At 67.2% G+C, this 18,942-nt stretch carries 16 protein-coding genes and 3 pseudogenes; 6 read left to right on the top strand and 13 right to left on the bottom strand.

Going from position 1 to position 18,942, the window contains the following annotated elements:
- Positions 1-10: 10 nt before the first annotated feature.
- Positions 11-328, bottom strand: a complete 318-nt coding sequence (locus AADZ55_RS03505; RefSeq protein WP_085323589.1) for a DUF4229 domain-containing protein — start codon at positions 326-328, stop codon at positions 11-13.
- 46 nt (positions 329-374) lie between these two features.
- Between AADZ55_RS03505 and AADZ55_RS03500 the strand changes: the two genes are divergently transcribed.
- A complete protein-coding gene (locus AADZ55_RS03500) occupies positions 375-536 on the top strand; it encodes a hypothetical protein (protein WP_085323590.1) in 162 nt (53 codons plus the stop codon).
- 55 nt (positions 537-591) lie between these two features.
- Here the strand turns inward: AADZ55_RS03500 and AADZ55_RS03495 are convergent, their stop codons facing one another.
- The 7 genes from AADZ55_RS03495 to hemL form a co-directional block, all read right to left on the bottom strand.
- The gene (locus AADZ55_RS03495; RefSeq protein WP_085323591.1) at positions 592-1,878 is read right to left on the bottom strand and encodes a MinD/ParA family ATP-binding protein; all 1,287 of its coding nucleotides are present in this window, start codon (positions 1,876-1,878) and stop codon (positions 592-594) included.
- 41 nt (positions 1,879-1,919) lie between these two features.
- A complete protein-coding gene (gene ccsB / locus AADZ55_RS03490) occupies positions 1,920-2,894 on the bottom strand; it encodes a c-type cytochrome biogenesis protein CcsB (RefSeq protein ID WP_085323592.1) in 975 nt (324 codons plus the stop codon).
- Positions 2,891-4,483 carry a cytochrome c biogenesis protein ResB gene (resB, locus tag AADZ55_RS03485; RefSeq protein WP_085323593.1) on the bottom strand — a complete coding sequence of 531 codons (1,593 nt, stop codon included), beginning with the start codon at positions 4,481-4,483 and terminating at the stop codon, positions 2,891-2,893. Before resB ends, ccsB begins: the two co-directional genes overlap by 4 nt.
- Positions 4,484-4,575: 92 nt before the next feature.
- On the bottom strand, positions 4,576-5,364 hold the full coding sequence (locus AADZ55_RS03480; RefSeq protein ID WP_085323594.1) for a cytochrome c biogenesis CcdA family protein: 789 nt from the start codon (positions 5,362-5,364) through the stop codon (positions 4,576-4,578).
- Positions 5,361-5,987, bottom strand: coding sequence for a TlpA disulfide reductase family protein (locus tag AADZ55_RS03475; protein WP_085323595.1), 627 nt, complete (start codon positions 5,985-5,987; stop codon positions 5,361-5,363). Before AADZ55_RS03475 ends, AADZ55_RS03480 begins: the two co-directional genes overlap by 4 nt.
- Positions 5,988-5,989: 2 nt before the next feature.
- A complete protein-coding gene (locus AADZ55_RS03470) occupies positions 5,990-6,598 on the bottom strand; it encodes a histidine phosphatase family protein (protein WP_085323596.1) in 609 nt (202 codons plus the stop codon).
- Positions 6,598-7,920 carry a glutamate-1-semialdehyde 2,1-aminomutase gene (gene hemL, locus AADZ55_RS03465; protein ID WP_085323597.1) on the bottom strand — a complete coding sequence of 441 codons (1,323 nt, stop codon included), beginning with the start codon at positions 7,918-7,920 and terminating at the stop codon, positions 6,598-6,600. Before hemL ends, AADZ55_RS03470 begins: the two co-directional genes overlap by 1 nt.
- 135 nt (positions 7,921-8,055) lie before the next feature.
- On the opposite strand from hemL, the gene AADZ55_RS03460 reads away from it, so the two are divergent.
- The 3 genes from AADZ55_RS03460 to AADZ55_RS03450 are packed head-to-tail and all read left to right on the top strand — an operon-like array spanning position 8,056 to position 10,359.
- Complete coding sequence (locus tag AADZ55_RS03460) at positions 8,056-8,460, top strand: nitroreductase family deazaflavin-dependent oxidoreductase (protein WP_085323598.1); 405 nt, start codon at positions 8,056-8,058, stop codon at positions 8,458-8,460.
- Entirely contained in the window at positions 8,457-9,050 is a 594-nt protein-coding gene (locus AADZ55_RS03455; protein ID WP_085323599.1) for a peroxiredoxin-like family protein, read from the top strand. The genes AADZ55_RS03460 and AADZ55_RS03455 overlap by 4 nt, the downstream gene beginning before the upstream one ends.
- 25 nt (positions 9,051-9,075) lie before the next feature.
- A complete protein-coding gene (locus AADZ55_RS03450; protein ID WP_207569013.1) occupies positions 9,076-10,359 on the top strand; it encodes an APC family permease in 1,284 nt (427 codons plus the stop codon).
- Positions 10,360-10,368: 9 nt separating this feature from the next.
- On the opposite strand, the pseudogene AADZ55_RS03445 reads toward AADZ55_RS03450, so the two are convergent.
- The 3 pseudogenes from AADZ55_RS03445 to AADZ55_RS03435 form a co-directional block, all read right to left on the bottom strand.
- Positions 10,369-11,074: pseudogene (locus tag AADZ55_RS03445) on the bottom strand (hypothetical protein).
- Between the two features lie 108 nt (positions 11,075-11,182).
- A pseudogene (locus tag AADZ55_RS03440) lies at positions 11,183-11,917 on the bottom strand (methyltransferase domain-containing protein); the annotation flags it as partial.
- Positions 11,918-12,136: 219 nt separating this feature from the next.
- A pseudogene (locus AADZ55_RS03435) lies at positions 12,137-12,757 on the bottom strand (class I SAM-dependent methyltransferase); the annotation flags it as partial.
- 468 nt (positions 12,758-13,225) lie between these two features.
- Between AADZ55_RS03435 and AADZ55_RS03430 the strand changes: the two are divergent.
- Positions 13,226-14,095, top strand: coding sequence for an alpha/beta hydrolase (locus AADZ55_RS03430; protein WP_085323601.1), 870 nt, complete (start codon positions 13,226-13,228; stop codon positions 14,093-14,095).
- Positions 14,096-16,258 (top strand): acyltransferase family protein, encoded by a 2,163-nt coding sequence (locus AADZ55_RS03425; RefSeq protein ID WP_085323602.1) that lies wholly within the window; start codon positions 14,096-14,098, stop codon positions 16,256-16,258.
- Between the two features lie 228 nt (positions 16,259-16,486).
- Here the strand turns inward: AADZ55_RS03425 and AADZ55_RS03420 are convergent, their stop codons facing one another.
- Entirely contained in the window at positions 16,487-17,194 is a 708-nt protein-coding gene (locus tag AADZ55_RS03420) for an Rv0518 family GDSL lipase (protein ID WP_085323762.1), read from the bottom strand.
- 202 nt (positions 17,195-17,396) lie between these two features.
- The gene (locus AADZ55_RS03415) at positions 17,397-18,629 is read right to left on the bottom strand and encodes an acyltransferase family protein (RefSeq protein ID WP_085323603.1); all 1,233 of its coding nucleotides are present in this window, start codon (positions 18,627-18,629) and stop codon (positions 17,397-17,399) included.
- Positions 18,630-18,942 lie beyond the last annotated feature (313 nt).

Below are 18,942 nucleotides of genomic sequence, written 5' to 3'. Positions count from 1 at the left end.
CGGCCTGCGCTTACTCCTCGTCGGGTACCGACTCACCACGCAGCCGAGCCCGCAACCGTTCACGTTCTGCGCGCCGACGCTCGCCGGCTGTCGCCAGCGCGGCGGTAGCGCGCCGACGCAGCGGGCTGAACAGCCAGATACCCAGCGGCATCGCGATGATCAACCCGAACAGCATGGCAATGACGAGCGGAAATTCGCTGACGCCGATCAGCCGCGCCGCCCCGTAAATCGCACCGCTGACCACGACCACGAGCAGCAGCCGAGCCGTCGCGTAGGCCACGACGTGGACAACACCCCCAGTGGTCTTGTCGTTAGGCGCTTCTGACACAACCTGAGCCTACGGCGCGGGTATATTCGGTCGAAGGAGGTGTCGAGTGCTCTACCTGATCCTCGTCCTGGTTTTGGGGACGCTGATCTACATCGGCTGGCGCGTTGCCCGGACGCAGCTGAACCGGCCGAAGACCCGCGTCATCGGACCCGACGACGATCCGGAGTTCTTGTGGCGGTTGGGGCGCGACGACACCAATCCGCGTTAGTTGATGAGTCCGCTCCTCCTCGCGCCGCTCCGACCCGCATCGTCGCGGCCCTGGGTTAGGTGAAGTTCGGGTTGGACCGCCTCGGGTCGCCCGGGAATCCAGCGGCCACATCGGCCGCCAATTCGGTGAGCGCTTCGCGGGTCTCCCGCTTCAGCCGCTCCAGGGTGATCTCGGCGCCTTCCTCGAGGTGTGGGTCGAATGGCACCAGCCGGACCGCTCGGCAACGCCGGGCGAAGTGCTCAACCACCTTTTGGACGTCGACCTCGCCGGAGCGGGGCCGCACCGCGTTGACTACGGCAATCGAGTTGCGCACCAGGTCTTCGCGGCCGTGTGCCTCCAGCCAGTCCAGGGTCGCCGAGGCGCTGCGCGCGCCGTCGATGGAACCCGAGCTGACCACGATCAGCACGTCGGACTTGGCCAGCACCGCCGACATCGCCGAGTGCAGCAACCCGGTACCGCAGTCGGTGAGCACCAGGCCGTAGAACCGCTCCAGAATTTCCAGGGTGCGGGTGTAGTCGTCGGCGCTGAACGCGTCCGACGCGGCCGGATCACTGTCCGACGCCAGCACTTCCAGCCCACTCGGGCCCTGCGATGTGTAGCCGCGAACATCGCTGTAGCGCTCGATGTCTTCGGCGTCCCGCAGCAGGTGCCGCACCGTGGCCGGCGTCTCAAGCGGGACCTTTTGGCTCAGTGTGCCGCGATCGGGGTTCGCGTCCACGGCGACGACCCGGTCGCCCCGCAGGGCGGCGAAGGTGGACCCCAGGGTTGCGGTGATCGTGGTTTTGCCGACGCCACCTTTCAGCGACAGCAACGCGATCCGGTAGCAGCCGCGCAGCGGTCGGTTGACCTGGGCGACCAAGTCGTTGTGGTGGGTGGCGCTCGGGCCCTCCCCCACATTGATCAGCTGACCCGACAGCACGTACAACCACCGGCGCCACCCCTCCGACGGTGGCGGCTTGACCGGCCGCAGCAGCATGGTCGTGGACAGTTCCGGATACGGCGTGTGTGGCACGGGCTCGGGACGGTACGGCGGCCGCTGAGCCGGGTCGGCCGGGCTCTCATCGGGGCCGCTGTAGTAGGCGCCATAGGCCGTCGGGTCGACCCGCGGCGGGCCCATCGCCGGTCCGGTGGTCGGTGCAGAACTAGCGCCCTTTGGGGGCCTGGGCCGTTGGGTGCGGAATCCGGCGAATGATCTAGTCGGTGTTTCACCGCCGGCCGGAGCGGGTGGTTCGTCGGCGTAAGGCACCTGCGGCAACTGCACCGTCGGATGATCCGTACCACCGTTGCCGCCCTCGCCCCGGGGGGCTCCCACGCCCGTCGTTGGATGCTCGGTCACCTGCACGCCCCCTTGCTGCAGTACTCGGGTCGGTTACGGACGAACGGTCAGCCCACGCCCGCATACGAGTGCAGACCAACAGTCACCAGGTTAACGAAGAACAAATTGAAGACCATGGCCACAAACCCGGCGACGTTGATCCAGGCCGCCTTCCTGTCCCGCCATCCCGCCGTTGACCGCGCGTGCAGGTAGGCGGCATACACCACCCACGCGACGAAGGACACCGTCTCCTTGGGATCCCAGCCCCAGTACCTGCCCCAGGCTTCCTCGGCCCAGATCGCACCGAATATCACCCCGAAACCGAACACCGGGAAGGCGAAGATGGTGGTTCGGTAGGCGAGCCGGTCCAGGGTCTGGGCGTCGGGGCATCGCTGCACCAGTCGGGCCAGTGTGCCCTGCTCATCGGGCTCGCCCAGCCGCGACGTGCGTAGCAGGAACAGCACGCTGGTAATGCCGGCGACCAAAAACACCCCGGAGCCCAGGCTGACTACCGACACGTGAATCGGCAGCCAGTAGGACTGCAACGCCGGCATCACCGGTGCGGCATTGGCATACAGCCAGCGTCCGGACACGGTGAGCAGAATCAGCACCGGAACCAGCAGAAAAACCCATAGCGGCCGGTATTGCGGGCGGCGCAGCACGATTGCCCCGGCAACCAGCCCGGACAAGCAGGTCAGGTTGATGAACTCGTACATGTTGCCCCAGGGCACCCGCTGCGTGGCAAGGCCGCGCAACACAACGCACGCCAGCAGTAGCCCGATGCCCAGGTAGACGACGGCCAGCCCGCCCCGCCCGACGCGTTCGTCGAACGGTCGCCGCGGATGGTCGACCACGATGCCGGGGGTGGAACTTTCGGTGGCGACCGATCCGGCCGGCACGGCCACGGGCGCGAGTCTGCGGCCTCCGACATACGCGAGCTCGAACGCCAGCAGCAACAACGCGACCACCAGGGTCACCACGGCCGAGGTGAACGCCCAGTCGGAGCACCTGGCCAAGCCGACGTTGATGTGCAGCGTGTTCATTTGACGTCCCTTCCGGTCCCTGCGGCCGCTTCGGCCATGTCGGGGGACCGCACGTCGAACCCGGCCAGTAACCGCTTGGTCAACCGCTCGAACTCGTCGCCCCAACCCGAATTGTCGGTGCGCGCCAGGCCGCCCAGCTCGACGTTCACCGTACCTGCGGTCGTCGGCGTGATCCGCGCCCACACCCGGCGGCGGCGCACCAGCAGCGACACCAGCAGGCCGGCCATCATCGTGATGGCGAAGACAAGCACCCAGCTCTGGCCGGGGTCGTGGGAGACCTGCAGATTGGCGAACGGCACGGCGCCGTCGAACCGAACGACCGTACCGGCCGCCGGGCCCTGATCGAGCCGGACCTGTTCGCCGGCGCGCAGGTTGATCCGCTTTTCCTTGGTCAGCCGGCCCTGTTCGATCAGCCGGGGATCCAAAGCGAACAACGACTGGGGCCGCCCGCTGTCCAGGCCCGTGTCGCCGCGGTAAATGTCGACGGCCACCGCCGGGGCGTTGAGCGCGGGGAATCGTGACGACAGCAGCGTGCCGTCGAGTTGCTCGGTCGGTGCCAGCAGGCCCTGGATCGCGATCTCGTGTTTGCGACGCTCGTCGGGGTTGGGGTAGCTGCCGGCGGGCGGGTCGATGCGCACGACGCCCGCCGACAGCAGCGTCTGGGGGTTGTCGGGTCGCCACTGCACGGTTGACGTGCGGGTCCGCCCGTCCGGGAACGTCACGGTGAAGGTGGGTGCGTAGCCGTGGCCCTGCAGGTACACCCGATCGCCGCCGATCCGCAGCGGGTGGTTGACCTGCAGCCGGTAGGGCCGCCAGATATTGGCCGCCAGATCGTTTCCGGCTTGATAGTCGACGTTCGCGGCGAACGACGTGGCCTGCCCAGACGGCAGGTAGTGCGCCTGAAAGTCGTTGACCCGGACACAGATCGGGTGCAGCGAGGTGCCATCGACGGTATTGCCGGCGCGGAACGAATCGAACGCGGCCGGCGACGCCGAACAGAAGCCCGGACCGCCGTCGGCGATGACGATCACGTTGCCCTCGTAGCCGAACAACTTGCCGACAGCCACCGCCACCAACAGACCCAGCAGTGAGAAGTGGAACAGCAAGTTGCCGAATTCGCGCAGGTAGCCCCGCTCCGCGGAGACTTCGAAGACGCCGCCGTGATCGCGGGTTGTGGTGCGCCAACCGCGCAGCCGACCCGCGATGGTGGCCGCGAGGGCGGCGGGCTCGGTCGGATCGGTGCGGAGAAGCTGGGCGCTGGCGTGCTTGGGCAGCCGGGTCAGGTTGCGCGGGGCCGCTACCGGCCTGGCGCGCAGGCTGCGGGCGTGTTCGATCATCCGCGGGGTCAGGCAGCCGACGAGGGACACGAACAGCAACGCGTAAATGGCGGTGAACCAGAAGCTGGAGAACACGTCGAAGGCCTGCAACTCGTTCAGCCACGGGCCCATCACGGGGTGCGCGGCCAGGTAGTCGTCCACCTTGCCGGCGTTGAGGCTGCGCTGCGGCAGCAGCGCGCCGGGTATGGCGCCGAGCGCGAGCAGAAACAGCAGCACCAGCGCGGTGCCCATCGACGTCAACCAACGCCACATGTTGCGCGCCTTCTGGGCGAGCAGACGCAGAATCGCATCAAAACGCTGCGTTTTGTGCGATTCTGCGTCTGCTCGCGCCCCACCTGGCGCGCTCAAATCGGCAACCTCACGTCGGACACGAAAGCGTCCCGCAGCCACGATACGAAGTCGTTCCACACCCCGGTGACCAGCGCCACCCCGACGGCGATCAGCAACATCCCGCCAAATATCTGAATGACCCTGGAATGTCGGCGCAGCCAGCCCAAGCCCGCCACGGCCCGCGCCGAACCGAACGCCAGCAGCACGAACGGAATTCCCAGCCCCAGGCAGTAGGCGATCACCAGCAGGATTCCGCGGGCCACGCTGGCACCCTCGGTCGCCGACGCGACGGTGATCACCCCGGCCAGCGTCGGCCCCAGGCACGGCGTCCAGCCGAGCGCGAACACCGCGCCCAGCACCGGCGCCCCCGCGACGCTGGTCAACTGCCGCGGGCTGAACCGGGCTTGGCGCTGCAGGGCCCCGATGAGCCCCACGAACACCAGCCCCATGACGATGGTCAGCACGCCCCCGACCCGCTGCAATAGCAGCTGGTTGGTGATCAACGTGGTGGTCATCCCTAGGACGGCGACACTGCCCAGCACGAACACCGTGGTAAACCCGGCCACGAACAGTGCCGCCGATCCGGCCACGCGCAGCCGGGCCGTGCGGACCTTGATGGCCCCCGGCCCCGGCTCCGCATCGGGCCGCTCATCCACCCCAACGACCGCCGCCAGATAGGACAGGTAGCCCGGCACCAGCGGAACCACACATGGTGAGGCGAACGACACCAGCCCGGCCAGCAGGCACACCCCCACGGCCACCAGCAGCGGCCCCGCCGCGGCGATCTCGGTGAATCCGGTCATTGCGGTCCCGGCGGAGGTGAGCCTACCGCGGATTGTCCAGCCTCCCCCGCCACCCGCAGGACCACCGGCTGCAGATCCTCGGCCAGCAATTCGCGCAGAAACACCGCGGCGACCCGGTGCTGGCGGTCCAGCACCAGCGTGGACGGAATTACGGTGGTGGGGTACTTGCCGCCGAACGCGATCAGGGTCCGCATCGCCGGATCGTAGATCGACGGAAAGGTCACATGCCGGTCGTTGACGAAGTCCTGGGCCGCCTGGCGGCTGTTGTCGCGCACGTCAATCCCGAGGAAGGACACCCCGGCGCCTCGGGTGGTGTCGTATACCCGCTGCAGTTGGGTGATCTCGGCCCGGCAGGGTCCACACCACTGGCCCCACACGTTGACGACGACGACCTGGCTGGCAAAGGCGACGTCGTCCAGCGACACCGTGCGCGCCGGATCCGCCAGGTCCGGCCCGGACAGTGGTCCGGGACGGCCGCGGCTGGCGGGCGGGTCGTAGAAGATGTCGGTCTTGCCGCCGGGCGAGACGAATTCGAACGTGCCGCCCTGGGCGACGGCGTCGCGTCCGGCGCAGCCGGTGAGCAGCGCTACCAGCACCGCTCCGGCGAGCGCCAGCCGCCGCATGGTCAGGCGCCCGCCGGTTGCGAATACGCCACGTCGACCAGGCGGTCGCCGTCGTAGACGAGGGAGGTCACCGACGCCAGCGCGCAGTCCCGGCGGCGCGGGTCGTGCCAGAGGCGCTTGCCGGTCAGATGCAGCCGCAGCGTCCATACCGGCAGCTGGTGGCTGACGCACACCACCTCATGGCCGGCGCCGCGGGCGCGAGCCTTGTCCACCGCGGTCGTCATCCGCGCGGCGATATCGAGGTAGGGCTCGCCCCAGGACGGGGTGAACGGGTTACGCAGGCGCCACCAGACCCGCGGGTCACGCCAGGCCCCGTCGCCCGGGCCGATACGACGACCCTCGAAGAAGTTGGCCGATTCGATCAGGTTGGGGTCGGTGTCCACGGCAAGGTCGTGCCGGGCGGCGATGGGCGCCGCGGTCTCCTGGGCGCGCTGCAGCGGGGAGGCGATCACGGCGACAACGTCGCGGTCGGCCAGAAAGTCGGCCACCGCGGCGGCCTGCGCGTTGCCGTTGTCGGACAGGTGGAATCCGGCCAGCCGACCGTAGAGGACGCCGGTGGGGTTGTGCACCTCACCGTGCCGTACTACGTGGACCGTGGTCTGCTCGGCCATCAGGCGTGCCTCTCCCGAGCGGCCGCGCGCGCCGCAACCCGCACGGCGTCGGCGATCCGCTCGAATGCGGTGTCATCCAGCGCGACCGAGACGAACCACGCCTCGAAGGCACTGCACGGCGGGTAGACGCCGGCGTCCAGCAGGGCATGAAAGAACGCCGGGTAACGCCAGGTCTGGCTGGCCCGGGCCGACGCAAAATCGGTCACCGGCGCTTCGCCGAAGAACACGCTGAGCATATTGCCGGCCCGCGGAATCTGGTGTGGCACACCGGCATCCGTCAACGCCTCGTCGAGCAGTCCGGCCAGGCGTTCGGCGTTGGTGTCCAGTGCGGTGTAGACGGCGTCGTCGGCCGCCCGCAGCGTCGCCAGCCCGGCGGCCACTGCCACCGGGTTACCCGACAGCGTCCCGGCTTGATACACCGGCCCCAGCGGCGCCAGCCGCGCCATCACCTCGGCGCGGCCACCGAAGGCCGCCGCCGGCAGTCCGCCGCTCATCACCTTGCCGAACGTGAACAGATCCGCGGCGACGGGATCGATTCCGTACCAACCACTGCGGCTGACCCGGAAGCCCGTCATCACCTCGTCGACGATCAACAACGCGCCGTGCTCGGCAGTGATCGCGCGCAGCGTCGCGTTATAGCCGGGCCCGGGCGGGACGACTCCCATATTGCCCGGGCTGGCCTCGGTGATCACCGCGGCGATCTGATCGCCAAAAGCGGCGAAGGTCTGCCGCACCGCGTCGATGTCGTTGTAGGGCAACACAATCGTGTCGGCCGCCGCAGCGCCGGTGACCCCGGGCGAGGACGGCAAGCCGAGGGTGGCCACCCCCGAACCGGCGTCGGCGAGCAAGGCGTCCGCATGCCCGTGGTAGCAGCCGGAGAACTTGACGATCTTGGCCCGACCCGTGAACCCACGGGCCAGCCGCACCGCGCTCATGGTGGCCTCGGTGCCGGAGTTCACCAGTCGGATCCGGTCGACCGGCGGCATGCGCCCGACGATCTCGGCGGCCAGTTGAGTTTCCGCCGGCGTCGGCGCCCCGAAGGACAAGCCGCAGGAAGCGGCCTTGGTCACAGCGTCGACGACGGCGGGGTGGGCGTGCCCGAGGATCATCGGGCCCCACGAGCAGACCAGGTCGACGTACCGGTTGCCGTCAGCGTCGGTGAGCCAGCAGCCGTGCGCTTCGGTGATGAAGCGCGGGGTGCCGCCCACCGCCGTAAACGCGCGCACCGGGGAGTTCACGCCGCCCGGAATGACTGCACAGGCGTCCTCGAACAACTGTGCTGATCTGCCCACAGCCGCAATGGCCTGGTCAGTGCTACCCATGACGACCAGTGTTCCAGCCGCCGCGACCCCATTCGACTACAGGGTGTAGTTTCCTGCCGAGTTTGTGGTTGGTCGAGCACTCTCCGTTCTGGTGAGCGGCTTGAGCCACGCCACGAACTGCCGTTGGATAGCAACATGCAACTACCGCAGTGGTTGGCCAGGTTCAATCGATACGTCACCAACCCTTTGCAACGGCTATGGGCCGGTTGGTTCCCCGCGTTCGCGATCCTCGAGCACGTCGGCCGACGCTCAGGCAAGCCGTACCGCACGCCGTTGAACGTGTTCAGCGCGGACGTTGACGGACAGCCGGCCGTGGCGATCCTGCTCACCTACGGACCGAACCGCGACTGGTTGAAGAACATCACCGCGGCCGACGGCGGACGGATGCGCCGCTACGGCAAGACCTTTGACGTCACCAACCCGCGCAGGCTCACGAAGGCGCAGGCGGCGCCCTACGTCACCGGCCGATGGCGGCCGATCTTTGCCAGACTCCCATTCGACGAGGCCGTGCTGCTCACCAAAGCCGTCCTACCTCGATGACGCGCAGTGGCGCCAACAAGGCCAACAAATTGGCCGCCGGGGTGATTGTGCCCACCCGCGAGTTGGCGACGGTCACCGGCCAGGCCGTGTCGGTGCCGGCACCGACGGGCAGGACACATGTGCAGTTCCGCCGGTTCGCCGGGTGTCCGATCTGCAGCCTGCACCTGCATGGCTTCGCGGACCGGCACGAGCAGCTCATTGAGGCCGGGATCAGCGAAGTTGTGTTCTTCCATTCGCACGCCGACGCGCTGCGTGGCTATCAGGCGCTGCTGCCGTTCGCGGTGGTCGCTGATCCGGACAAGGTGCACTACCGCCAATTTGGGGTGGAGCAGAGCATGCGCGCACTCGCCAGCCCCCGTGCCTGGTTGGCTGGGTTGCGCGGGTACCGCGCCGCGTTGCAGCACCGCACCGATCCGGACTACGCCGGCGTCGGATCTACCGACGGTACAACACATTTGGGATTGCCGGCGGATTTTCTCATCGACCCGGACGGAACCCTCGTCGCCGTGCACTACGGGCGTCACGCAGATGACCAATGGTCGGTCGACGAGCTGCTGAGCATCCATCGCTTGACCGGGCAAGGCGGCTAGCGAGCCATGTTTTTGAGGGGAGCCCGTGCGCGACCGCAAATCTGCGCATAACCCGACCCCCCACACCCCGGATGAGCTGCGGCGCAGCTTGGGGACGTCGGACGCGGTGGTCATCGGGTTGGGGTCGATGATCGGCGCCGGAATCTTCGCCGCGCTGTCCCCAGCCGCGCACGTGGCCGGTTCGGGATTGCTGCTTGGCCTGGCTGTGGCGGCAATCGTCGCCTATTGCAACGCCAACTCGTCGGCGCGGCTGGCGGCGCTCTACCCGGCATCCGGCGGCACCTACGTGTACGGCCGGGCAAGACTGGGTGATTTCTGGGGATACCTGGCCGGGTGGGGGTTCATCGTCGGCAAGACCGCCTCGTGTGCGGCAATGGCCCTCACCGTCGGCTGGTACGCCTGCCCGTCGCAGGCGCATGCGGTCGCGGTCGCCGCGGTGGCGGCGCTGGCCATGGTGAACTACGCCGGAGTGCAGAAGTCGGCCTGGCTGACGCGCGTCATCGTAGCCGTGGTCTTGGCGGTGCTTGCTGCGGTGACGGTCGCGACCCTGAGCGCCGGCGCCGCGGCCGCAGTTCGACTCGACCTGGCGGGCACCTCCGTCCTGGGCGTGCTGCAAGCGGCGGGGCTGCTGTTCTTCGCCTTCGCCGGTTTCGCGCGCATCGCCACGCTCGGTGAGGAAGTCCGCGACCCGGCCCGCACCATCCCGCGGGCCATCCCGCTGGCGTTGGCGATCACCCTGGCCGTGTACGCGATCGTCGCCGTGGCGGCGCTGGCCGTGTTGGGGCCGCACGGGCTGGCAGCGGCCGCAGCGCCGCTTTCGGACGCGGTGCGGGTCGCGGGGGTCAGCTGGCTGGTGCCGGTGGTCCGGGTGGGCGCGGCCGTCGCCGCGCTGGGCTCGCTGCTGGCGCTAATCCTCGGCGTCTCGCGCACCACCCTGGCCATGGCGCGCGACCGCCACCTGCCGCACGTTCTGGCCGCCGTGCACCCGAAGTTCAAGGTGCCCCATCGCGCCGAGCTGCTGATCGCCGGGCTGGTGGCGGTGGTGGCAGCGACGGCCGACGTGCGTGGAGCAATTGGCTTTTCCTCCTTTGGGGTGCTGATCTATTACGCGATCACCAACGCCTCGGCCTTGAGCCTCGGCCCCGACGAGGCCCGGCCGCGCCGGTCGATCGCGGTGGTCGGACTCATCGGCTGCATCGTCCTGGCGTTCGCGCTGCCGGTGACGTCGGTGCTCTCCGGGGCCGCCGTCCTCGGTCTGGGTATCGCGGCCTACGCAATTCGCCGCGTCATCACCTCAAGAAAGCATTGATCGTGTTCGCTACCAGTGCGCCGGCTGTCGCGCCCGCCGCCACTTGGTGACGAAGCACAGTGCGATCACCACCGCCCAAGACAGCAGGCTGAGCCAGAGTTGGCTACGCGCAGCGTTGTCGAACGCCATCCCTACCAGCACGGCGACGATTCCGGCCACCGCGAAGATAGACAGCGTCGGAAAAAAACCACATCCGCACCCGCAAATCTTCGCCAGATGTCCTGCGGCGCAACATGATCTGCGACAGCGCAATCAGCATATAGACAAACAGGATTATCGCGCCCGAGGAGTTGAGCAGGAAGATGAATACCGTTCTGGGCGCGACCCACGCCACGATCACGCACAAGAAGCCCACCGTAGACGAGCCCAGGATGGCCAGCGCGGGGACCCCGCGGGTGTTGACCTTGACCAGCTGAGTCGGTGCCTCCCGTCGGGCGGCGAGCACGAACAGCCCCGCCCAGCCGCCCAAGGCTTTCCCCGCGTAACCGGCGAACGCTCCAGTCGACGGGTTGGCGGCGGCCATCTCGCCCAGCATCCGCATCACGAGAATGATCAGCACGCCACACAGCGCATAGGTCAGGAATGCCGCGGAGCCGGTGGCACGGATCACCACACTAGACCCGACGAACAAGCCGGCCCCGATAACGCCGCCGATAGCGATCATGTTGGGCTGACGCTGCGACAGCCCTTGGTGCAGTCCCGAGGTAGTAGCTATGGCGTCTGCCTTCCGGTACTGCCAGGGCAGCACCGACGTCGCGGGGAATTCACTGCGCGACGGCCATCCACCAGGCCGCCGGATCAACGATACCGGCGGTGCCTTTGGTCACCCAGGCTTTCGGAAATGCTGAATGCCCCACACGAGGTGGCCGTTGTCGGCCGCATCCACCCAGTTCTGCAGGCCGACCCGCATCTTGTCGAGGTACTCCGTTGAGGACTTCTGCTCAAGTTCGCCGCGGCAGGCCTCGAGTTCCTCGAGTACGCGGCTGTAGTGCGTCCGGAGGTTGCCGACGAAGTCGACTTGGTTGAGCACCTCGAAACCCAGGGCCTGTGCCGCCTGCCGATAGAAGCGCATCGAGCCAAGGTCGGGCAGGTTGAGCCGATCGTAAACCGGCTGCAGCACACCGTCGGGCACATCGTCGGCCTGCATCGGATCGGTGAAGATGAGTTCACCACCCGGCTTCAAGACCCGGAACGCCTCCTCGAGCACCCTGCGCCGGTTGGGGGCGTGCAGGATCGCGTCCTGGGACCAGACGACGTCAAAGCTGCCGTCCGGCTCGGGAATCTCATCGAAACTGCCATGGATGACCCGAATCCTCGGCTCCAGGCCGGCGCGACGGTTCCGTTCCCGGTTGGTCTGGTTCTGCACCTCCGAGATGTTGAGGCAGGTAACCGAACAGCCGTGTTGCTCGGCGATCCGCCGGGCGGATCCGCCGTAGCCAGCCCCGAGGTCCAACACCGTGGCGGTGCCATCCAGCGTCGAGAGCTGTCGGACCATGCGGTCCACCGTCTCGATACCCGCCGCTGCGATGTCATCGGTGTCCTCGTAGCAACCGACGTGAATGTCCTCACCACCCCAGATCATCGAGTAGAACGCGTCGGCGTCGTTGCTGTCGTAGTAGGCCTCGGGCGCGCCCTGGACACCGGTCACAGCACCTTCGGTGGGCAGCCGATCAACCGCATCGCGGGCCAACGACTTCTCCGCAACGTGGATGAAGAAATCGGGCTCGCTCTCCTCGTACGTCTCCTGGAAATCGCCGTACGTACGCACGGTTTCGAAGCCCGCTTCATACATCAAGCGGCGGACGTAAGACTTGCGCAGCGGAAACATATTCAGCGTATATTCGGAACGGTCCGGAAAAGTGTATTTGAAGCGAGCGAGGCCGTCGTCGACGTGTTCCGGCTCGGCGGTTATTTGATCGCCGCAGTAGTAGTATTTATGTTTCGTCTTGAAGCCGTGATCAAGTATCTCATCATAGTTTCTCTGGTCGAGGATCAGAATTCCATCGTGCCGCAAGGCGGCATAGAACTCGGCCAGCGCCCGGCGGCGATCGTGCTCGTCGTGCAGGTGGGTGAACGAGTTGCCCAGGCAGATGATGGCGTCGTACTTGCCCTGGATATCCCGGTTCAACTCCCGCCAATCGGCTTGGACGGTGCGGAGGATGAGACCGCGCCTGCGGCCATTCTCAAACGCCTTGGCGAGCATGGCCGCCGACCCGTCGGCACTTGTCACATTGAAGCCCGCCTCGGTCAGCCGAACGGAATGAAAGCCGGTCCCGGTGGCGACGTCGAGAATGTTCTGCTTGTCGCGGGCACGCAGCACATCGACGAAAAACCGTCCCTCGGATTGAGCGCGCGCATCCCAGTCAATCAATTCGTCCCACTTCTCGACGAAACTCATTACGTATTCAGCGCGATACTGCCCGGTCTCGCGATCCGACAAGGGGTCGGCACCATAAATTTGATCGTGTAGGACTAGGTCTGCATTGTCTTGCGGGATGGATAAGCTCGACATTAACCTCTCTTTCCCTTCGCCCGCACGCAATTTCAACGGCTCGCCCACGCACGGGGTACCTGTTACCAAGGAATGCGCCAATGCCCACCCGTGGGCCCGGGGCGAACTCGTACCTGCGGTGCATCCCGTCGCACGAGAACGACGCCATCTCGGTTGAGTCCCGAACATGCCAGCTGCGGCCATCCAACCAGCCGCACGGCCCATCGCTCTCGCACCGCGCAACAAGTCTAACCGCAGCCGTGGGCAACAGTGCGCTAGGGCAGGAAGTTGATCCGGAGCCAACCGCCCCAGGCGCGTCACGATTGCCCACCCCTACGGCGTGGCTGGACGGGCAATCCCGGTCGGAGCGGCATTATGGCGCTCGTGCCCGACCTGACCCGCCGTGCGGTGCTGCGTATGGGCGCCGGCGCCAGCGCCGGAGCCGCTGGCGTGTGGGCTTTGAGCGCCTTGCTGGATCCACTCAAGCCCCAAGCGGCGCCACCTCAGGCTCCCGCCCCGTTCGAGCCCCCCACCGCGGGCAGCAGCTTGCCGACCAGGCTCTCCGGCTCGTTCATCTCGGCAGCGCGCGGCGGCGTCAAGACCAACTGGGTGATCGCCATGCCGCCCGGCCAGGCCGGGTTGCTGCGTCCGGTGATCGCCCTGCACGGCAAGGACGGCAATGCGGGCATGATGCTCGACCTCGGCGTCGAGAGAGGGCTCGCCCGGCTGGTCAACGAGGGCAAGCCACCGTTCGCGGTGGTCGGTGTCGACGGCGGCAATACCTACTGGCACCGGCGGTCCACCGGCGGGGACTCCGGTGCGATGGTGCTCGACGAACTGCTGCCCATGCTGGCCTCGATGGGTATGGACACCTCCCGGGTGGGATTTATGGGGTGGTCGATGGGGGGATACGGCGCGCTGCTCCTGGGCGCCCGGCTGGGTCCGACCAGGACCGCGGGGATCTGCGCGATCAGTCCGGCATTGTTCACCTCGTTCACCGGCAGCACACCCGGGGCGTTCGACAGCTACGACGATTTCGTGCAACACAGCGTGTTGGGCCTGCCCGCACTGAACTCAATCCCGCTACGCGTGGATTGCGGCACCAGCGACCGCTTCTGCTTCGCAACTCGTCAATTCGTCAACCAACTGCACAACCCGCCGGCCGGCGGCTTCTCCCCCGGCGGGCACGACGTGTCGTACTGGCGCGAGCAGTTGCCCGGCGAATTGGCCTGGATGGCGTCCTAGATGTCAGCCCAGCGGGAGGACGCCGCCAGCCCGCCCAGGGTCGGCAGGCGGCAGACCACCCCGCGGGCAGCGTTCCGCCCGGATATCGAGGGATTGCGCGCCGTCGCGGTGCTAGCGGTTGTGCTGTACCACGCGGGCATACCCGGTGCCGCCGGCGGCTACATCGGGGTGGACGTTTTCTTCGTCATCTCCGGCTTCCTCATCACCGGGCTGCTCTGGCGTGAGGTCACCACTTCGAATACCGTGCGGCTGGGCCGCTTCTACGGTGCCCGGGCCCGCCGGCTGCTGCCGGCCGCGGCCACCGTTGGCGTCGCTACCGCGATCGGCGCGGCCGTCGTGTTACCGCCGTTGCAGGCGCGAAGCGTATTCGTGGACGGCATCGCCAGCGCGCTCTATGTCGGCAACTACCGGTTCGCCAGCCACGGCACCGACTACCTGGCCTCCGGTCTCCCGCCGTCGCCGTTCCAGCACTACTGGTCGCTGGGGGTGGAAGAACAGTTCTACCTGGTGTGGCCGGCGTTGATCATCGGTACGGCCTGGCTGACCCGACGAGCCGGCAGAGACACCCGCACGTGGTCACCGGCGGCGCCGTATGCGGTGGTCCTCGCGCTGGTCGCCGCGGTCTCGCTGGCAGCGGCGGTGATCTGGACCCGCTCGTGGCCGCCGTGGGCGTTCTTCTCGCTGCCCACCCGGGCCTGGGAGCTGGCGGCCGGCGGCCTGGTAGCGCTGTCGGTCGGGCAATGGCGCCGGCTGCCGCTGGCGCCGGCGGCGATCGTCGGGTGGGGCGGTTTGGGCCTGATCCTGCTGACCTGCACCCAGCTCGGCCCGAGCACACCGTACCCCGGCACCGCGGCGCTGCTGCCGGTGCTGGGCACCGCGCTGGTGATCGGCGGAGGTTGCGTCACCGGCGCCATGGGCGCAGGTCGGGTGCTATGCCGGCCGGCGATGCGAGCGATCGGCCGGGTGTCGTACTCGTGGTACCTCTGGCACTGGCCGGTGCTGCTGCTGTTGCCGCCGCTGCTCGGTGCGCCCGCGGGCCTGCCGGGCAGGCTGGCCGCGACGATCGTCTCGGCCGGACTCGCGGTGATCACCATGCATCTGGTCGAGAATCCCGGCCGGTTCGCCGCTGGTTTGCGCCGATCAGCAAAGGCGAGCCTGGCTTTGGCCGGCGCCGCCAGCGCCGTCACCGCATGCGCGTGCGTGTTGCTGCTGACAGTGGTGCCGGTACCGGTGGGGCGCGGGGCGGCCGCCCCGGAGGCCAAGGTCATCGCGCTCCCCCAGGCCGGCTCCGATCCGCACGAAGTGGCGGTGCGGCAGGCTTTCGCCCAGGTGCGTGCCGCGGTTGCGGCCTCGGCCGGCCTGCGTGCGGTCCCGTCCAACCTGAATCCGCCGTTGGCTCAGGCGCCGGGTGACAAAGCGGCCGTGTTCGTCAACGGCTGCCTGCGTTCCTGGCGTGACATCGGACAAAGCGAGTGCGCAACCGGCGACACCGCCTCGCCGACGACCGTCACCCTGATCGGCGACTCGCATGCCGCCATGTGGGACCCGGCGTTTCAGCCGATCGCCGAGCAGCGGCACTGGCGGCTGGAAACGCTGGGCAAGGTGACCTGCCCGGTCCAGGACCTGCCGATTATCAGCCCGTACCTGGGCCGCGAGTACACCGAGTGCGAACAGTGGCGCAGCCAGATCATGGGCCGATTGCAGACCGAGCGGCCGCGGCTGGTCGTGTTGAGCATGAGCCGGCGCTACCGCGCGGACTTCAGCTTCGCCTCCTACGACCCGGCCTGGCTCGACAGCTTGACCCGAACCGTGGCGCAGCTACGCCGCGTCGGTGCAACCGTCCTGGTGCTGGGGCCCGTCGCCGATCCCCAATCGTCGGTGCCCACCTGTCTCTCGGCTCACCTCGACGATGCCACCGCCTGCTCGGCTCCCCGGTCTGCGGCGACCAACCCCGCCGGGATCGCCGCCGAGCAGGCGGCCACCGCCGCCGGCGGAGGCCACTACGCGGACCTGACCGATCTGTTCTGCACCGCCGACCGCTGCCCGGTGATCGTCGGCAACACCCTGGTGTTCCGCGACGACAACCATGTGACGACCGACTATGCCCAGCTGTTGGCGCCCGTTCTTGGCGCGGTGGCCGATCGTGCCCTGGCGGACGGCTGAGGACGGGTGAATTTGGATGCGTTTTGTTTCGTGTTTGAACCTCGCGGCGACAACGAACGTGGTACGAATGAAATGGTTTTGGAGGTTTTGAGATGAGTCCGATGCTGTTGGTCTTCCTCACCGCAGCGGCACCACTCGCCGGACTTGGTCTACTGCAATTGCAAGCGCGTCTTGAGCGTTGGGATTACGAGCGGCACGCAGAGGATTAGGGCGTCAACCGCTCCCTAGTCATCTAACCAACTCCATGTCGATCAGTGGTGCGATCTTGTCCGCCAGATAGCCATGCCCCGCGTCGTTGGGATGCACGCCATCCGCGCCGATCAGCTCGGGCCTGTCGACGAACCAGTGGTCGGCGATCGGGTCGACGAACGTCGCTCCCGCGGCCCGGGCCTGGGCGTTGAGCACGTCACGAATCTGCAGCATTGAGTCAGGTACATCGGCGGTTGGCCACGGCGGTCCAATCACCAGCAACCTCGCGGACGGGGCGAAGCGGCGCGCCAGATCGAAAGCATCGCGGGCCTTTTCGGCCAGCATCTCGGGATCCTCCGGATGGAATCCCTGGTCATTGCGGGAGCCGAAGAACACCACCAGTTCATCGTCGGGTTTGACCGCCCTGGCGGTCAGATCCGCAAAGACGCTGCCGTGATCGCCGGGCTCCCCGTAGCCGGCCCGGCCCTCGGCGGCCACATCGGCCGCGATCCGCACGCCCCGCTGAGCCAGTGTCTGCCAGGCGCGAGCGGTCCATGACTTCGGGCCCAGGCCGCCCTCATCGGTGCCGGTGGTATAGGAGTCGCCGATCACCGCGACGGGGTTGAGCCGGTAGTCCCGGGTCAGTGTGTGGTAGGTCCGCACGCGTCCTGGGGAGTCGATGAGGACGCCGACAAACGGGTCGACCAGAAGAATGAGACCAATGACGAACGTGGCCAGGCGAGTCACTACTAGCTCCACTGGTGGGTGGCTGCACTGCAAGCGGCCCCGCTTGAGCGGGTCCCGCGCCGCATCCATGTCAAGGGAATCGTAGAAGAAAACGGACGCGAGCGCGCGGCGACCCGCTGCGGCCTGTTTGTGATTCGCGGCTGGGCGCAACCGCATTCGATAGTCTCCGCGGCACCCCACGATGCGCAAACCCAGGCGATCGTCACACCGCGCGGGCCGAAACCCCTTCCAGCGCACCATCTATTGGATGAAACTTGCCGCCTACCGAGTCCCCACGCTCGATTCTCGGGTTGGCGGCGGGCGCGTCGACCATCCTTCGCATCCAACGGCGGCCGGGCTCTTCAACGAAGTGATAGAGCGTGATCGCGGCACCCACGGCGATCGCGAGCACGCCGACGACGTTCCATTTCCACGGGTAGTCCTGCAGCGAGAGCTCGAATTGTTCCTCGGCCCAGCCCCAGGCGGTATGCACCAGCTCATGCACCATGTAGAGGCAAAACGAGATTTGCCCGCCGAAAACCATTAACCGCGTCGACAGCAACGACGGCAGGCCGCCCACGCCGATCGCCAGGGTTATTACCAGCGGAACGAACAACACGTCGACCACCCCGCCGCTGTCCTGGACTCCGGTGATCGGGTGGGCGTCCAATAGGTAGAGGGTGCCGACAATCGCGACGCCGACGAGCACGGACAAGTACCCGGCGACACGGCGAGCGCGAGCAGTCAGCCGCAACCTTCGCACGGCGGCACAGGCCAGCGCGCCGGCAATGAATTGCGTCACAATGCGCGGCAGCCAGCTCCAGGGGGTATAGAACTGGCCGCTGGCCAACAACAGCACCACCGGCGGCAACGATGCCGCGAGGGCCAGCCAGATCAATCCCCGCGCCCGCGTGGCATGCGTCATCCGGAAGATCACCAGAATGAGTAGGCCGAAGAGCAGGTAGGCCAGCCATTCCGCACTAATGGACCAGGCCGGTCCATCCCAGCTGGACCCATCGAAGTACGGCTGAAACCACAGCTGTACCAGCAGAATCTGGCGTGCATAGCTGGTCGCGGTGAGCTGGCTGGCCTCGGGCGACGGCACATGACCGACGTGGAGAGTAAAGATGACCCACACGGCGGCGAGGTGCAATGTGACCAGGTACACCGGCCATACTCTGGCCAGCCGTAGCCACAGGAAGTGCAGGGTGGCACGGATCGACCACGACCGACCCATCCGGTCGAGGTAGTTCCAGGTCAGCACGAACCCACTGAGAATGAAGAACAGGTCGACCCCCTGCGCGCCGCAGTTGAGCACCGGCGCGAGGGCGTCCCGGAATCCAGGCGACGCATCGCTCAGCAACGGCCGGAAATGGAACAGCACCACCCACACTGCGGCGACGATGCGAAGCCCGGTCAGGGCCTTGATTTCGCCCTTGAGCTCTGGAGCGCGCACGACGTTCTTTCCGTCTGGACTCGGCTGATTCGGCTGTCTTCTAGTTCGGCCATCGCAGCCTAACAGCGCTATGGACGCGATGGCGTGACCGGATTTGGTGTGGCCGGCCACAGGTAAGCCATAGAACCGCCATCTCGATTGCCGCGCGCCGGTCGCTTTGCCGGTTGATCAAACACAAACTGCCGTCACCGACGTTGCGGATCTCGGTAAGCGCCCCGAAAGGCGCTTCTTAGCAAAGAGTTAGAGCCGGCTTTCGCTCTCCTTAAATTTTGCGGGTTTGGTTAGAGACACGTTTGGCCGGCATTGCGTCGGC

Origin of the sequence: Mycobacterium decipiens (genome assembly GCF_963853665.1) — a bacterium.
GTDB classification, from domain to species: domain Bacteria; phylum Actinomycetota; class Actinomycetes; order Mycobacteriales; family Mycobacteriaceae; genus Mycobacterium; species Mycobacterium decipiens.
This window is presented reverse-complemented; position numbering and strand designations above follow the sequence as displayed.

Bases quoted from the DNA above. Each gene is read 5' to 3' on its own strand.
- ccsB (WP_085323592.1), bottom strand. From the start codon at position 2,894: ATGAACACGCTGCACATCAACGTCGGCTTGGCCAGGTGCTCCGACTGG.
- hemL (WP_085323597.1), bottom strand. From the start codon at position 7,920: ATGGGTAGCACTGACCAGGCCATTGCGGCTGTGGGCAGATCAGCACAG.
- AADZ55_RS03460 (WP_085323598.1), top strand. From the start codon at position 8,056: ATGCAACTACCGCAGTGGTTGGCCAGGTTCAATCGATACGTCACCAAC.
- AADZ55_RS03470 (WP_085323596.1), bottom strand. From the start codon at position 6,598: ATGGCCGAGCAGACCACGGTCCACGTAGTACGGCACGGTGAGGTGCAC.
- AADZ55_RS03480 (WP_085323594.1), bottom strand. From the start codon at position 5,364: ATGACCGGATTCACCGAGATCGCCGCGGCGGGGCCGCTGCTGGTGGCC.
- AADZ55_RS03455 (WP_085323599.1), top strand. From the start codon at position 8,457: ATGACGCGCAGTGGCGCCAACAAGGCCAACAAATTGGCCGCCGGGGTG.
- AADZ55_RS03430 (WP_085323601.1), top strand. From the start codon at position 13,226: ATGGCGCTCGTGCCCGACCTGACCCGCCGTGCGGTGCTGCGTATGGGC.
- AADZ55_RS03425 (WP_085323602.1), top strand. From the start codon at position 14,096: ATGTCAGCCCAGCGGGAGGACGCCGCCAGCCCGCCCAGGGTCGGCAGG.
- AADZ55_RS03475 (WP_085323595.1), bottom strand. From the start codon at position 5,987: ATGCGGCGGCTGGCGCTCGCCGGAGCGGTGCTGGTAGCGCTGCTCACC.
- resB (WP_085323593.1), bottom strand. From the start codon at position 4,483: ATGTGGCGTTGGTTGACGTCGATGGGCACCGCGCTGGTGCTGCTGTTT.